Below are 14,837 nucleotides of genomic sequence, written 5' to 3'. Positions count from 1 at the left end.
TATGGGCGCAAAACAGGCAGGCCGGTCTCCAGGACGGAGCCGGCCCGGCAATCACTCAGAGGCCGACGTCCGGCAGCTGCGGACGGTTGGCCAGGGCCTTGGCCATGATCTGCTCGACGTAGACGCGATCCGCTTCCGGCAAGGCCAGGCGTGGCGGACGGGTCAGCGCGCTGCCGCGACCGGCGATGGCTTCGCACAACTTGATGCACTGCACCAGGTCGGCGCGGGCGTCCAGGTGCAGGATCGGCATCAGCCATTCGTAGATCGGCATGGCCTCGGCGAAGCGCCCGGCCTTGGCCAGGCGGAAGATCGTCTCGCCCTCTTTGGGGAACACGTTGGACATGCCCGAGACCCAGCCCTGGGCGCCGACGGCGATGCTTTCCAGGACCACGTCGTCCAGGCCCGCGAACAGCACGAAGCGATCGCCCACTTCATTGCGCACGTCGATGAAGCGGCGGGTGTCGCCGGAGGAGTCCTTGAAGCACACCACGTTGTCGCAGTCGGCCAGGGAAATCAGGATGTCCGGGGTGACGTCGTTTTTGTAGATCGGCGGGTTGTTGTAGACCATCAGCGGCACGTCGGTGTGCTTGGCCACGTAACGGTAGTGCTCGGCGGTCTCGAACGGCTTGGAGCCATAGACCAGCGCCGGCATCAGCATCACCCCGTCGACGCCAACCTGGCGCACCGCGTTGGCCACCTTGGCGGCCTGCACGCTGGTGAACTCGGCCACGCCGCAGATCACCGGAACCCGGCCGCGGGAGGCATCGACGGCGACCTCGGTGACGGCGATTTTCTCTTCGGCGCTCAGCGAGGTGTTCTCACCCACCGAACCGCAGACCACCAGGCCCGAGACGCCGTCGCGGATCACGTTGGAAATCACCTCGTGGGTCTTTTCCAGGTTGATCGAGAAATCGTCGTTGAATTGAGTGGTGACCGCAGGGAAGACGCCGCTCCAGTTTACGTACTTGCTCATGGTGTTCTCCGGTTGTTTATTGTATTTCGTATACGATATTTCAAGTGGTTAATATGGACCAGCGTTTTTTCACGGCTGTGGCTGATCGGTTTTCAAGGGTGTTTCGAAATCAACGGGTTAGGCTTCAAGCGCCGGGCCAGGTGTCCGACAACCGGTAGCCTTGCGGCCAGGGATCGCTTGGATCGAGCAGCAGTTGATGGGTGCCGGTGATCCAGGCACGGCCGGAAATGCACGGGTAGATGGCCGGGCGCCCGGCGATCTCGGTCAGTGATTCGATGCGGCAGTCGAACTGCGAGCCGATGATCGAGCGGCCGATGAAACGCTCGCCGACCTTCATCAGGCCTTTGGCCTGCAGCACCGCCATGCGCGCCGAGCAACCGGTGCCGCAGGGCGAGCGGTCGATCTTGCCGGGGCGGATGACCACGGCGTTGGCGCCACTGGCGACGCCGTCCTGGTACTCGACGGGCGCGGCGATCTGGCAGAAGGAAATGTGCGCCCAGTCCGGGTTCAGCGGGTGGCTGAAACCCAGTTGTTCGTTGGCGGCGCGGGTGATCTTGAGGCCGATCTCGACGATGTCCTTGGCTTCGTCGGGGCGTATTGCAAAGCCCAGTTGTCGGGCATCGGCAATGACGAAGCTGTCGCCGCCATAGGCGGTGTCGACCTGCAGCGAACCGTGGCCTTCGACCTCGATCCAGGCATCGAGGCGGTCGGCGAAGGAGGGCACGTTCTTCACTTCCACCCGCTCTACCTTGCCGTCGCGGCATTGGGCGACGGCCTCGATCAGGCCGCCGGGGGCCTCGAGCACCAGGCGCGTTTCGGGCTCGGTCATTGGCAGGATGCCGCTGTCGAGCAGCACGGTGGATACGCACAGCGAGTTGGAGCCGGACATCGGCGGGGTGTCGGCCGGCTCCATGATGATCCAGGCCATTTGCGCGCGCGGGTCCTTGGGCGGGACCAGCAGGTTGACGTGGCGGAACACGCCGCCGCGCGGCTCGTTGAGGACGAAGTTGCGCAGGGTCTGGTCTGCGGCGACCCAGCGCGATTGCTCCCAGACGGTGGCGCCGGGGGGCGGGGCGACGCCGCCGACAATGACGTCACCGACTTCGCCTTCGGCGTGGCAATTGACGATGTGGATGATTTTCGATGAGCGCATTCACAGGACTCCTTGTGTTGTTAGGGCAGGCCTCATCGCTGGCAAGCCAGCTCCTACAGAGATCCCTGTAGGAGCGGGCTTGCCCCGCGATGCTTCTATTTCACCGACTTCAAGAACGCCGCCGTCTCCGGCTGCAACGGGTTGCCGATCACCTGGTCCGGCGAGCCGATTTCGTGCACCAGGCCGTTGCGAAAGAACGCCACCCGGTCCGACACATCCCGGGCAAAACGTATCTCGTGGGTCACCAGGACCATGGTCATGCCGTCCTCGGCCAGCATGCGCATGGTGTCGAGCACCTCGCCCACCAGCTGCGGGTCGAGCGCCGAGGTGGCCTCGTCGAACAGCATGTAGTCCGGCGACATCGCCAGCGCCCGGGCAATCGCCATGCGCTGTTGCTGGCCGCCGGACAGTTTGCCGGGGAAGGTCTTGAGCTTGTCGCCCAGGCCCACGTGGGTCAGTTGCTTGACGGCCAGCGCCTCGGCATCCTGTTTGTTCTTGCCGAGCACCTTGCGCGGCGCGAGCATGACGTTTTCCAGCACCGTCAGGTGCGGGAAGGCGTTCCACTGCTGGAACACGATGCCGATCTTCTGGCGCAGGCGGTTGAGGTCCGTGGCCCGGTGGTGGACCTCGACGCCGTCGACGCGGATGTTGCCTTTCTGGATCGGCTCCAGGCCGTTGATGCACATCAGCAAGGTCGACTTGCCCGAGCCCGAGCCGCCGATGATCGACACCACCTCGCCCTTGTCCACGGTCAGGCTCACGCCCTTGACCACTTCGAGGTCGCCGAAGGATTTGTGTACGTTCTCGATCTCAATCATTTTCCTGCCACCTTCTTTCCAGACGGGCGCCCAGGCGGGCAACCACCAGGCTCATGACGTAGTAGATGAGGCCCGCGATGCACAGCACCAGCAGGGGTTCCTGAATCCGCGTAACGATGGTCTGCGAGGCGCGCAGCAGTTCGACGATGCCGATCCACATCACCAGCGCCGTGTCTTTCATCACCCCCAGGACCAGGTTCAGCCAGCCGGGAAACGCCACCCGGGTGGCCATCGGCAGGACGATCCAGCGCAGGTCCTGCAGGTAACTCATGCCCAGCGAACGGCTGGCCCGGCGCACGCTCAGCGACACCGCCAGGACGCCACCGCGGACGATCTCGGTGAAGTACGCGGCGGTGTAGACGCCGAGCACGATGCAGCCGACGCTGAAGGCGCTGATGTCGAGGCCGACGATGCTCTTGAACGAGTTGAACAGTACGAACTGGATCAGCAGCGGCACGCTGCGAAACACATCCAGCACCCACGCCAGCGGCAGGCTGAGCCTTGGCCACAGGGCCCGGGCCAGGCCGAACAGCAGCCCGGCGAAGGTACCCAGCAGGATCGCCCAGAAGGTCAGTTGCAAGGTGATGCGCGCCCCGTCGAGCAGGAACACGAAGTCGTTCCAGGTAAAACCGGTGGAAAACATGCCGAGCTCCTCAGTAACGGAACAGCCGCCAGGCCATCAGCCGGGCCAGCGCGACGATCGCCTTGGCAATCACGTAGTACAGCGCCGCCGCCAGGGCGAAGTATTCGAAGGTGCGGAAGGTCTTGACGTTGTAGTCCTGGGTCACGCCGGTCAGGTCGTTGTTCAGGCCGACGATCACCCCCAGCGACGTCATCAACACCGCCCAGACCATCTGGTTGGTCAAGGGGTAGAACACCACCCGCAGCAGTTGCGGGATGACGATCATCCGGTAGGTCTGGAAGGCGCTCATGCCCAGCGAGCGCGCCGCGCGCATTTGCGTGGTCGGTACGGCCTTGAGGCCGCCGCGAAAGTTCTCCGCCAGGTACCCCGCGTTGTTGAAGGTGATCCCTGCCAGCAGGGCGATCCAGGAACTGACATGCAGGCCCAGGGAGCCCAGGCCGAAGTACAGGATGTAGATCTGGAACAGCGACGGCGTGTTGCGCGCGATCGACACCCAGCCATTGGCAAAGCCGCGCAGCAGCGGCTGCTTGCCTTCGCGCATCACGGTCAGGGCCAGGGCGATCAGCACCCCGAAGATCATCGACAGCGCGGCGGTCTCGAAGGTCACCCAGGCGCCGGCCAGCATGTCTGGCAGGGCGCGCAGTGCCGAGCGCCACTGGAAGGTGTAGTCAAACATGTGCGGGGCCCTCCTTGCAGGCAGCCGGTTGCAGCCAGGCCGGCAAGCGGCCGCTGGCCTGGCCGCTGCAGGCCGACTCGACGCATTCGGCGAGGCTGGCGAAATGCACCGGGCGACCGGCCAGGCCCGGCCCGTAGTGGGCGTACTTGCCAGAGTTGGTCATCAGCGTGCGCGCCGCTGGCGGGATCACCGGCTCACCGAGCATGCACCAGCAGGTGTCGGTGACCAGGGTCACGCCGAAGCGTTCGAGCCCGGCGATCAGCCCGGCGGCGCGGGCCTGTTCGAGCACCGCGCGGCCGCAGGTAATGGCCACGACCACCTCCGGGTGTTTGTGCCGGCCCTGGCACAGGTGCGCGAGCGCCGTGAATTCGCTCAAGGAAAAATGCGGGTTGCCCAGGGAAACCACATCCACCTGCGGCTCACGGGCGCTGTTGAGCGCGCGCCAGCTGTGCAGCAGGCCCTTCAGTTCAATACGCTCGGTGGCCAGGCTGGCGCCAGGCTCGAGTACCTGCGCCGGGTCCAGCGCTTCGGGGGTGACCCCGGCGATATGAAACAGCGGTGCGGCCGAGGTGGTGGCAAAGGCGGCGCCAAAGGCCTTGAGGTCATCCAGGCTCGGCTGCGCCTGTTCCAGCCCGTACACCAGGGGAATGCGCGAGCCGGCCAGGGCGCCGATGTGATAGCCGAGCAGGGGGTAGAAGCTGTCGTCCAGCGCCGCCAGCGCCGGCACCTGAACAATCAGCTGGGCCTTGCGCTGGCTGTCCAGATGGCAGCCGATGCGCGGCGCGCGGCCGGTCAGGGCGATGCAGATATCGAGGTAGTCGGGGTACTTGAGGGTGCGCGCACCCAGCACGCTGTTGGCGTAGACCACGGCGTTGGATTCGGCCCAGACGATCTGTTCGCCCTGGCTCGGCGCGTTGTCCAGCAGGTAGGGCGCGCAGGTGAAGCTCATCTGCGCACCCATGGCCATGTAGGCATCGCCCAGGGCGCTGGCCGGCTCGCCCAGCGCCGGGTCGATACCCAGCTCGCGCCAGCGGCGCTGGTCGACCGAGATGGCGTTGAGCGTGGTCGGCACCCGCACCTTCGCGCCCCAGCGCAGCAGTTGCTCGGCAAAGCCGAGGCTGGCGGGGCCGGTGTAGATGCAGCCGTCGATGTGTGCCCGGGTGACGTCCAGCAACTGCTCGGCGCCTTGCAGTTCGGCCATGCGCAGGACGATCTGCATCGCCATCTGCGCCGCCTTGCCGTGGCTGCCGTCGAGCAGCGCCTGGTCCTGTGGCTCCAGGCTCAGGCGGGTGCTGAAAGGCTGGTCGCCCTGGGCCGGTGACGGGGCCTGCCAGTGATCGCCTGGCGCCTGGGCATACAGGCTCAGGCGCTCGCCTTCGACCCGCGCCCAGCCGGCACCGCGCAAGCCGGCGAAGGCCTCCTTGCCGATGCACAGCACCGGCAGGGAGCGCTGGAACAGCGTCTGCGCGACCAGCACGCCGAGGGTCAGGATCTCGTCGGCTTCGGCCAGCACCAGTGCCGCCGGTGCGTGGCCGTTGCTGATCAGTTCCATCATCACGCTGCTGCCGGTGCACGAGCCGCGCCCGCTGGGAATCGCCAGCACGCGCCCGGCGATGCGCTGGCCGCTCAGTGGATGATGACGGTCGATGACTTCGCCACTTGAGGCGTCGACCCCGCCCCAGAAGCTCAGCCCGGTATCGGCGAACAGCAAGGGGCCCTGGGCCGCGCCCGCGGCCAGGCTGCGCCCGGTCAGGGGGATGGGGGTGCTGGTCATGCTGCCCACCTCAGTAGTAGACCTGTGGCACGGTCAGGTCGGTCGGGGCGATTTCAGTGCCTACCCACTTGGTGAACAGCTCCTTGTAGCGCCCGGTACGCACCTGCTGGTTGACGAACAGGTCCAGGTAGCGCAGCAGGCCGTACTCGTTGCGCTTGGCGCCCAGCGACACGTAATCGATCACGTAGGGCGCGTTACCGGCGACCTTGAGGTTCTTGTACTTGCCGGACTTGAGGGTGGCCGCGGCGACGGTGTTGGTGACCACGGTGGCGTCGATGTGCCCCTGGGCGACGGCCAGCAGGGTGTCGTTCTGCGACTGGTAGGCGCGGAAGGTGCCGCTGCCCCAGCTCTTCACATCTTTTTCCAGGGCAATGGCTTCGTAGGTGCCGCTGGTGTTGCCCAGCGCTTTGCCCTTGAGGTCATCGAAGCTGTTGATGCCGGTGTTGTCGCGGGTCAGCACCACCATCTGGAACGCGAAGTAGGGCACGGTCAGGCCGACGGTCTTGGCCCGCTCCAGGGTGTCGGAGGTGGACGCCACGATCACGTCGGCGCGGCCGGAGACCAGCGCCGGGATGCGGTCGGGGAAGGGCGTTTCGACCACTTCGGGCTCGACTCCCAGCACCTTCGCCAGGTCGCTGCAGTAGTCGACGTCGAACCCGGCGGGTTTGTTGGCTTCATCGCGAAAGCCCATCGGTGGGAAGTCCAGGGTCACGGCGCAGCGCAGCTTGCCGGAGCCGATGATGTCGTCGAGTTTGTCGGCCTGGGCATTGGCAATGCAGGCGGTACTGAGAACAGCGCTGAGGGCTACGGCAAATGTGCGGTTTTTCATAGGTGCCTCGTGGTCGGAGAAGTGCTGTTAGATATCGTATTGGAGATTTCGTATACGATATTTTTTAGTGCAATGGCCGTGCCTGTTTTGTTCTTGCTGTAGGAATAATCCCTCGACCCATGGGCTAGGGCGTCTGAAGCAAAGGAGGGCTGTTGTAGGCGGTTTCACCGCTGCAAGATGGGCACCGCGCAGGTGTTACATATCGGAGCACTGCCTGCGCGCAGCGCCCGATAAAGGAACACTCAGCGCTGGCTGTCGCGGTACTGGCTGGGTGAAAGCCCGGTGAGGGCGCGAAACTGGCGGCTGAAGGCACTGTGGTCGGTGTAACCGCAGCGCAGGGCGATGTCGGTGATGGGCAGGTCGAGGTCTTGCAGCAGGCGCGAGGCTTCTTCCAGCCGTGCCTTGTGGATCATCTGCCGCGGCGTGAGCTGGAAGATGCGTTTGCAGTGGCGCTCCAGTTGCGCCACCGACAGCCCGGCGATCGCGGTCAGTTCGGCGAGGCTGATCGGGCGGGTGAAGTGGGCGCGGATATGCGCGTCGACGGCGGCAAGCTTGTGGAACGCCGGGTGGTTCGACTGGGGCAATTGCAGGTCGCGGGAAATACCGGCGAGCCCGACAATGTTGCCCTCGGCATCCTTGAGCGCCCGTTTGTGGGTCAGGCACCAGATGGGCTGGTTGCCGAAGTAAAGGTGCAGTTCGAGCTGGTCGGTCAGTTCCCGGCCACTGCTGAGCACGCGGCGATCCTGCTCGGTGTAGAGCGGGCCGAAGCGAGCGGGGAATACGTGCTCGGCGGTGAGCCCGAGCAACTCTTCGCGGTGCTTGCGCCCGCAGCGCCGGGCCAGGGTCTGGTTGACGAAGGCGTAGCGCGCCTCGCGGTCCTTGATGAAGAACACCACATCGTTGAGCGTGTCGAGCAGCGGCGCGATGGGCTGCAGGCTGCTGAGCAGGGTCGGCAGGTCGCAGGGCGCGAAGTGGTTGAGCGTGGCGTGCATGGCGCTGACGTTCCGGGGGCGACCGTCGGGATCATAGAGCGCCCCCGGCGTTTATCTCAAGCGTCGCCGGTTTCGTCCAGGCTCAGCAGGGTGTCGATGCGCGCCGGGCTGAACGGCGGGCGTGGCGCCGAAGGTTGCCAGCCGAACAGGTGCGCGGTGGCCGCGCCGCACACCCGGCCCTGGCAGGCGCCCATGCCGCACCGGCTGGCAAGCTTGGCCTGGCGCCAGTCGCTATGGCCGACGAGGGCGGCATAGGGCACGTCTTCGCAGCGGCACACCAGGGTGTCGGCAGTGGCCAGCGATTTGAGCGCAGGGTCCAGGGCGAAGGCGTTGTTCAGCGCGTTGGCAAAACCGTGCCAGCGCGCGCGGCGGCGCCACAGCCGCTGCGCCGCCTGACGATTGCCGGTGGCGGCACAACCGGCAATCGCGCCTTCAACCAGAGCGCGCTCGCTGCCGCCGAAACCGGTGCATTCGCCTGCCGCGTAGACACCGGGCTGCGAGGTTGCCTGCCAGGCGTCCACGGCAATCGCCTGCTGCTCCACGGTGCAGCCCAATGCCTGGGCGAGCTGGATGTTGGGGATCAGGCCGAAGCCGCAGGCCAGTCGGTCGCACGCCATTTCCACCACCTTGCCATTGTACTTCAGGCGCACGCCTTCGAGCCGGTCGGTGCCCAGTGCGGCCAGTACATGGCTGGCGGTGCGGTACTGGCGGTCGAACAGGCTGAGCGATTGCAGCAGCTTGTGCGGCCAGCGCGGCAGTTGCGCGGCGAAGCCGGCGACGGCAGCGCGCGAGGCCTGTTCGGCGATGCGCAGCACCCGGGCGCCGTTAGCCTTGGCGGTGGCGGCGCTGGCCAGCAGCAAGGGGCCGCTGCCGGCGATGACGATACGCTGGTTGTGCACCGGCATCCCGCCCTTGATCAGCGCCTGCAAGCCACCGGCACCGGTCACGCCAGGGAGCGTCCAGCCGGGGAAGGGCAGTAGCAGCTCGCGGGCGCCGGTGCAGAGGATCAACCGGTCGTAGCGGATCTGCCAGCCGCGCTCGGCGTCTTCCACCAGCAGGGTGTCCGGGCCGGGTTGGGCGATCACCCGTGTGCCGCTGTAGTACTGCACATTGGCACAGGCGAGTACCTGTTCGCGCAGTTGTCGGGCCTGGGCAGGCAGCTTGGCCTGCGGCCCGTCGCGCCAGATCTGCCCGCCCGGCAGCGGGTTGTCGTCGAGCAGCACGATGCGCGCGGCCCGCGGCGCGGCGGCCAGTGCCGCGGCCAGCCCGGCGGGGCCGGCGCCAATGATCAGCAGGTTGGTGTATTCGTTCATGCGCGGGTCTCCACCTGCATGCCGTCGCGGCACAGGGTCTGGCAGGCCAGGCGCTGGCGGCCGTCGATGCGCACCCGGCATTCCTGGCAAATGCCCATGCCGCACAGCGGTGCGCGGCGCTGGCCGCTGACCGAGATGCGCGAGCAGCCATCGCCGCCCAGGGCCAGGGCGGCGGCAACGCTGGTGCCGTCGGCCACGTGCAGCGGGCGGCCATCGAGGGTCAGGTCAGGCATGGGCGAGTGCTCCCAGGAAACGATCTGGCAGGTAGGGGCTGGCCGCCAGCGGCGGCGTTTCGGCGAACAGTTGCGCGCTCAGCAGGTCGGCGGTCGCCGGGGCGGTGGTGACCCCCAGCCCTTCATGGCCGACCGCCAGCCACAGGCCGTCCTGGTGCGGATGGCGGCCCACCAGCGGCAGGCCGTCGGGGCTGGCGGCGCGAAAGCCGGTCCAGGCGCGGATGCCGTTCAAGTGTGCCAGGCCTGGCATGTACTCAGTCGCGCGCTTGAGCATACGCGCGAGCATCCAGCCTTCCACGGCCGGGTCGGTGGTGCCGAACTGGCGCGAAGCGCCGATGAACAGCTGGCCGGTCGGGCGCGGCTGGATATTGCACGCGGTGGACGGGCCGCTGGCAGTGTGGGCGCTGGTCACGTAACCCAGCTCCACCAGGGTGTGGGTGACAGTGCCGGGGTAGCGGTCGGTGATCAGCAGGTGGCCTTTTTTCGGTTCGATCGGCAGCTCCGGACATAGGTCAACGGCCTGGATGCCGTTGGCCAGCACCACGGCCTCGGCGCTCAGCCACTGGCCGTTATCCAGGCGCACGCGCTTGCCTTGTAGCGCAGTGACCCGCGCCCGGCGCTGTTCGATACGTGGCGATTGCAGCATCCAGCGAGCGGTGGCCGGTGCGTAGAGGATGCCGTCGCCGTTGATCAGCAGCCCCCCTTCGAGCCCCTCGCGCAACGCTGGTTCGCGCTGGCGCAGGGCGTGCCCGGCGACCAGCTCGCAGGTCACCCCCTGTGCTTGCAGGACGTTGAACTTGTGCTCGGCCACGGCCATCTCTTCGGCGTTGGCCGCCAGCCACAGGGTGCCGTTGCTGCGGTAGGCGCAGTCCGCGGGTAGCTGCGGGGCCAGTTCGCGCCAGCGTTGCAGCGAATATTGGCTCAGCGCCAGCTCCGCAGGGTTGTCGTCGAGCACCAGCAGGTGGCCCATGCCGGCTGCCGTGGCGCCATGCAGCCCGGCGTCCAGCACCAGCACGCGCAAGCCACGGGCGGCCAGCGACTGCGCGCAGGCCGCGCCGATGATCCCGGCGCCGATCACGATCACATCGGCCACGGCAGCGCCGCTCACGGGCGAATGCCCCAGGCGAACGGGTCGTCTTCCTTGAGGATGAGCGTGGCTTCGGCGCTGATGTGCGCGCGGCCGCGAATGGTCGGGATGATGCGCTCGCCGTCGACCTCGAACGAGCCCTCGAAGGTGCTGCCGATCACGCTGGCCTGGTGCCAGCTCTGTCCTGGTTGCAGCTTGCCGTCGGCGGCCAGGCAGGCGAGCTTGGCGCTGGTGCCGGTGCCGCAGGGCGAGCGGTCGTAGGCCTTGCCGGGGCAGAGCACGAAGTTGCGGCTGTCGGCGTCGGGGTCGTCGGCGAACAGTTCGATATGGTCGATCAGGCCACCGTCCTCGCCGCGGATGCCCTGATGCTCCAGCGCCTGTTGCACGGCGTAGGTGTAGGCCGTCAGTGCTTCGATGTTGTCGCCGGCGACCTTCTGGCCGTGGTCGGCGATCAGGAAGAACCAGTTGCCGCCCCAGGCCACATCGCCAACCACCCGGCCGAGGCCCGGCACCTCCAGCAACAGGTCCTTGCGGTAACGGTAGGCCGGCACGTTGCGCACGCTGACCGAGTGGTCTTTGTGCAGCGTCGCCTGAACGGTGCCGACCGGGGTTTCGATGCGGTGCACGCCTGGCTCGATCCGGCCAAGGTGCGCCAGCGACACCACCAGGCCGATGGTGCCGTGACCGCACATGCCCAGGTAACCGCTGTTGTTGAAGAAGATCACCCCGGCGCAGGCGCTCGGGTCCACCGGTTCGCACAGCAGCGCGCCGACCAGCACATCGCTGCCGCGTGGCTCCAGCATGCAGGCAGTGCGCCATTGATCGTGTTCCTGGGCAAGGCGCTGGCGGCGCTGGGCCATGCTGGCGTTGCCAAGGTCGGGGAATCCGTCGGTGACCAGGCGGGTCGGTTCGCCGCCGGTATGGGAGTCGATCACGGTAATGCGTTTCATCGAAGGCCGCGTCCGTTCAGGGAAGTGAACGACAGAGTGGCCTGTCCCCCAGTGCGCAGGCTTGATGCCTTTACGCCACGCCCATGACGAAATCGGCACAGTGGTTGTGCCCTGGCAACTATGGGCCGGCATGCGCAACCTCTGTGGGAGCCGGCGTTGCCGGCGAAGAGGCCGGTAGATCAAACACATTTAGTGTTGTCTGGATTACGACCGCTTCGCGCTCGATCGCTGGCAAGGCCAGCTCCCACAGGTTGGTGCATGCAGATCCACTGTGGGAGCCGGCGTTGCCGGCGATGAGGCCGGTAAATTCAGTACGGCAGGCGGGCTGGCAAGGCCAGCTCTCACAGGTCCAGTCCATTAGATTCCCATTATTTGCTCGGCGGCAGGTGCTCGAACAGGGTCTTGCAGACACCGGCGATATGTTCGTCGAGCAGCCTGACCGCGAGTTCGACATCCTTGGCCCGGCAGGCGTCGAGGATGTCGCGGTGTTCGTGGTCGGCGCGTTCCTTGCCTGCCGACAGGCTCATCTGCATGCGCAGGTAGCGCTCCAGCTTGTCGTTCACCGAGCGGATCATGTTGACCAGGAACGGCCGCTGCGCAGGCTCGTACAGGCAGGCGTGCAGCTCCCAGTTGAGCTCGGCCCAACGGCCGACGTCGTTCTCGCCGACGAACTCCTGGCAGATGCCTTCGGCGCGGGCGAAGGTCGCTTCGGTCATGTTCGGGATGGCCAGGCGCAGGGCCTTGTCTTCGAGCAGCATGCGCACTTCGAACATCTGCGCCAATTCCGATTCGGACATGCGCGTGACCATCGCCCCGCGATTGCGCTGGAACATCACCAGGCCTTCGGCCTCCAGGCGCTTGAGCGCTTCGCGCACCGGGATCTTGCTGACGTTGAACTGACGGGCGATGTCGTCCTGGCGGATCGGTTCGTCTTCGGCGAAGTGCCCGGCAATGATGGCATCGCGCAGGTGACGGGTGATGATTTCCGAGGTCGAAGGCGTATTGCCCAGGTCCGGGGCGTTGAGGCGGGGTACGGTCACGGTGGCGTCGTCCGAAGTTATTTCTGGATATGGTATACGAAACTATCCAGGTACGGCGCCAGACATGCCCGACGGACAGCGCAGGGGTAAGGCTAACGGATGAAATGCACCTTGCCGGTGTCGTCATTGCCCATGTAGATCCCGTACACCCCGGCCTGGCGCTCTTCGATGTAGCGCTCGAGAATCTGCCGGATCGCCGGGTAGTAGATCTCGTCCCAGGGGATGTCTTCGGGGGCGAAGAAGCGGTAGTCGAGGGTCTCCGGCCCGTACTGGCCGGTGATCTCCAGGGCGATGGCGCGAAAGATGATGTACACCTCGCTGATGGTCGGCACGCTGAAGATCGAGTAGGGCGAGATGATCTCGCCGCGCACGCCGCTTTCTTCCCAGGCCTCGCGCAGCGCCGCCTGTTCGGTGGTCTCGCCGCTTTCCATGAAGCCTGCCGGCAGGGTCCAGGTGCCCGGCCGCGGCGGGATCGCCCGCTGGCACAGCAGGTACTTGCCGTCCTGCTCGATGATGCAACCGGCGATGATCTTCGGGTTCACATAGTGGATGTAGCCACAGGCGCTGCACAGCAAGCGCTCGTGGGTATCGCCGCTGGGCCGTCCCTGGTGCAGCTCGGCAGTGCAATGCGGGCAGTAACGCGGGACGGCGGCGGGCATGGTCAGCGGCCTATGCGGGGTTCTTTGAGGGCAATCGGCGCGGCGATGTCGCGCACCTTGCTGTTGTCGTTCTGTTTCAGGCGCAGGTAGTCCAGCGCCACCTTGGCGGCGGCGCGCACGTGATCGACCGAGGCCTGGTGGGCGGCCAGCGGGTCGCCGCTCTTGATTGCCTCGACGATCTTTTCCATTTCCTGGTTGCTGGCGCCGCGGCGGTTTTCCTGGGACACCGAAGTCGCCCGCAGGTAGCTGATGCGCGCCTGCAACTGACGCAACTGGGTGGCGGCGACGTGGTTGCCCGAGCCTTCGAGCAGCACGTCGTAGAAGCCCTGCACCGAGTCGATCACCTGTTGCAGTTCGCCTTCTTCCAGGGATTTGCGGTTCACTTCCAGGGCTTTTTCCAGGGCGCGGATGTCCTTGGCCTTGGCGTTCAGGGTGAACAGCTGAACGATCAGGCCTTCGAGCACGCAGCGCAGCTCATAGATGTCGCGGGCGTCTTCGAGGGTGATGATGGCTACCCGTGGGCCCTTGGCGTCGGCGAACTCCACCAGGCCTTCGGATTCGAGGTGGCGCAGGGCTTCACGCACCGAGGTGCGGCTGACGCCGAGGCGGTCGCAGAGGTCGCGCTCGACCAGGCGGTCGCCCGGCAGCAACTGGAAGCTCATGATCGCCCCGCGCAGTTTGTCGAGGACGATTTCACGCAGGGTGACGGGGTTGCGGTTGACCTTGAAGCTGTCGTCGAGGGGCTGGCGTTTCATCATCGGTGCTCTGCAGAGGGCTGTTGCGGTTGCACAGCCCGTCGTTATCGGGTGGGCTCCGAGTCGGCCTCGGCGAAGGCTTCGCGGGCCAGCCGGAAACTGTCCACGGCTGCGGGCACACCGCAATAGATACCGACTTGAAGCAGGATTTCGCGTATTTGCTCACGACTCAGACCGTTACGCAAGGCGCCACGTATATGCAGCTTGAGTTCGTGAGGGCGGTTGAGCGCGGAAATCATTGCCAGGTTGATCATGCTGCGCTCCTTGAGCGACAGGCCGTCGCGGCCCCAGACATGCCCCCAGCAGTACTCGGTGACCAGCTCCTGCAAGGGCCGGTTGAAGTCATCGGCGTTCTCGATCGACTTGTTGACGTAGTCCTGGCCCAGCACCTGGGTGCGGATCTGCAGGCCTTTTTCGTACTTCTCGTTGTTCATCGCTGCGCTCCCAATCAATCAGGCCAGCGGCGGCAGGGCGCCGAGCTTGCCTTTGTGGTAGATCATCGGTGTTGCCGGTTGCTCGGGCAGGATCAGGTGCTTGACCGCGCCGACGATGATGGCGTGGTCGCCGCCGTCGTACTCGCGCCACAGTTCGCACTCGATGATCGCCGTGGCGTTGCCTAGCAGCGGGTTGCCCAGCTCGCTCAGGTGCCAGTCGATGCCCTTGGCCTTGTCTTTACCCTTGCCGGCGAAGGCGTAGGCTTCGGCGGTTTGCCCGGCGGCCAGCAGGTGAATGGCGAACTGCTTGCTGTCGCGCAGGATCGGGTAGGTGTCGGAGGCGTAGTTGGGGCAGAACAGCACCAGCGCCGGGTCGATCGACAGTGCACTGAAGGCACTGGCGGTGATGCCGACGATGCCACCGTCGGCGTCCAGGGTGGTGACCACCGTGACGCCGGACGGAAAGGAGCCCATCACGTCTTTGTAAATGCCGGGTTCGATCATGGAC

The 14,837-nt window shown here is 66.0% G+C and carries 17 protein-coding genes; all 17 read right to left on the bottom strand.

Annotation, left to right across the window (positions count from 1 at the left end; translation table 11 throughout):
• Positions 1 to 55: 55 nt before the first annotated feature.
• The 17 genes from LOY45_RS15280 to LOY45_RS15200 all read right to left on the bottom strand — a co-directional run bounded on the left by LOY45_RS15280 (position 56) and on the right by LOY45_RS15200 (position 14,833).
• Positions 56 to 973, bottom strand: coding sequence for a dihydrodipicolinate synthase family protein (locus tag LOY45_RS15280; protein ID WP_010223887.1), 918 nt, complete (start codon positions 971 to 973; stop codon positions 56 to 58).
• A 124-nt stretch (positions 974 to 1,097) separates the two neighbouring features.
• On the bottom strand, positions 1,098 to 2,126 hold the full coding sequence (locus LOY45_RS15275) for a trans-3-hydroxy-L-proline dehydratase (protein WP_233674577.1): 1,029 nt from the start codon (positions 2,124 to 2,126) through the stop codon (positions 1,098 to 1,100).
• Positions 2,127 to 2,221: 95 nt separating this feature from the next.
• Positions 2,222 to 2,944, bottom strand: a complete 723-nt coding sequence (locus LOY45_RS15270) for an amino acid ABC transporter ATP-binding protein (protein ID WP_258577947.1) — start codon at positions 2,942 to 2,944, stop codon at positions 2,222 to 2,224.
• The gene (locus LOY45_RS15265) at positions 2,937 to 3,587 is read right to left on the bottom strand and encodes an amino acid ABC transporter permease (RefSeq protein WP_045196748.1); all 651 of its coding nucleotides are present in this window, start codon (positions 3,585 to 3,587) and stop codon (positions 2,937 to 2,939) included. The genes LOY45_RS15270 and LOY45_RS15265 overlap by 8 nt, the downstream gene beginning before the upstream one ends.
• A 10-nt stretch (positions 3,588 to 3,597) precedes the next feature.
• Complete coding sequence (locus LOY45_RS15260) at positions 3,598 to 4,263, bottom strand: amino acid ABC transporter permease (RefSeq protein ID WP_115086970.1); 666 nt, start codon at positions 4,261 to 4,263, stop codon at positions 3,598 to 3,600.
• On the bottom strand, positions 4,256 to 6,037 hold the full coding sequence (lhpI, locus tag LOY45_RS15255; RefSeq protein WP_258577946.1) for a cis-3-hydroxy-L-proline dehydratase: 1,782 nt from the start codon (positions 6,035 to 6,037) through the stop codon (positions 4,256 to 4,258). The genes LOY45_RS15260 and lhpI overlap by 8 nt, the downstream gene beginning before the upstream one ends.
• 10 nt (positions 6,038 to 6,047) lie before the next feature.
• Positions 6,048 to 6,866, bottom strand: a complete 819-nt coding sequence (locus tag LOY45_RS15250) for an ABC transporter substrate-binding protein (RefSeq protein WP_010223880.1) — start codon at positions 6,864 to 6,866, stop codon at positions 6,048 to 6,050.
• A gap of 242 nt (positions 6,867 to 7,108) precedes the next feature.
• Positions 7,109 to 7,858 carry an AraC family transcriptional regulator gene (locus LOY45_RS15245; protein ID WP_115086968.1) on the bottom strand — a complete coding sequence of 250 codons (750 nt, stop codon included), beginning with the start codon at positions 7,856 to 7,858 and terminating at the stop codon, positions 7,109 to 7,111.
• Positions 7,859 to 7,914: 56 nt separating this feature from the next.
• A complete protein-coding gene (locus LOY45_RS15240; protein WP_258577945.1) occupies positions 7,915 to 9,171 on the bottom strand; it encodes an NAD(P)/FAD-dependent oxidoreductase in 1,257 nt (418 codons plus the stop codon).
• On the bottom strand, positions 9,168 to 9,404 hold the full coding sequence (locus LOY45_RS15235; RefSeq protein ID WP_134062789.1) for a (2Fe-2S)-binding protein: 237 nt from the start codon (positions 9,402 to 9,404) through the stop codon (positions 9,168 to 9,170). Before LOY45_RS15235 ends, LOY45_RS15240 begins: the two co-directional genes overlap by 4 nt.
• Positions 9,397 to 10,512, bottom strand: a complete 1,116-nt coding sequence (locus LOY45_RS15230) for an NAD(P)/FAD-dependent oxidoreductase (RefSeq protein ID WP_258577944.1) — start codon at positions 10,510 to 10,512, stop codon at positions 9,397 to 9,399. Before LOY45_RS15230 ends, LOY45_RS15235 begins: the two co-directional genes overlap by 8 nt.
• Entirely contained in the window at positions 10,509 to 11,441 is a 933-nt protein-coding gene (locus LOY45_RS15225; protein ID WP_258577943.1) for a 4-hydroxyproline epimerase, read from the bottom strand. Before LOY45_RS15225 ends, LOY45_RS15230 begins: the two co-directional genes overlap by 4 nt.
• Before the next feature lie 368 nt (positions 11,442 to 11,809).
• Positions 11,810 to 12,481, bottom strand: a complete 672-nt coding sequence (locus LOY45_RS15220) for a GntR family transcriptional regulator (RefSeq protein ID WP_258577942.1) — start codon at positions 12,479 to 12,481, stop codon at positions 11,810 to 11,812.
• Positions 12,482 to 12,573: 92 nt separating this feature from the next.
• Positions 12,574 to 13,140, bottom strand: a complete 567-nt coding sequence (locus LOY45_RS15215) for an NUDIX hydrolase (RefSeq protein WP_258577940.1) — start codon at positions 13,138 to 13,140, stop codon at positions 12,574 to 12,576.
• Between the two features lie 2 nt (positions 13,141 to 13,142).
• Positions 13,143 to 13,895, bottom strand: coding sequence for a GntR family transcriptional regulator (locus LOY45_RS15210; protein WP_115087128.1), 753 nt, complete (start codon positions 13,893 to 13,895; stop codon positions 13,143 to 13,145).
• 44 nt (positions 13,896 to 13,939) lie between these two features.
• Positions 13,940 to 14,329 carry a carboxymuconolactone decarboxylase family protein gene (locus LOY45_RS15205; RefSeq protein ID WP_100783306.1) on the bottom strand — a complete coding sequence of 130 codons (390 nt, stop codon included), beginning with the start codon at positions 14,327 to 14,329 and terminating at the stop codon, positions 13,940 to 13,942.
• Between the two features lie 18 nt (positions 14,330 to 14,347).
• Positions 14,348 to 14,833 carry a flavin reductase family protein gene (locus LOY45_RS15200; protein WP_115086961.1) on the bottom strand — a complete coding sequence of 162 codons (486 nt, stop codon included), beginning with the start codon at positions 14,831 to 14,833 and terminating at the stop codon, positions 14,348 to 14,350.
• Positions 14,834 to 14,837: the final 4 nt, after the last annotated feature.

The organism is Pseudomonas wadenswilerensis, assembly GCF_024749185.1.
Classification (GTDB): domain Bacteria; phylum Pseudomonadota; class Gammaproteobacteria; order Pseudomonadales; family Pseudomonadaceae; genus Aquipseudomonas; species Aquipseudomonas wadenswilerensis.
The sequence above is the reverse complement of the archived record's forward strand: the minus strand, read 5'-3'. Positions and strand labels throughout refer to the sequence as shown.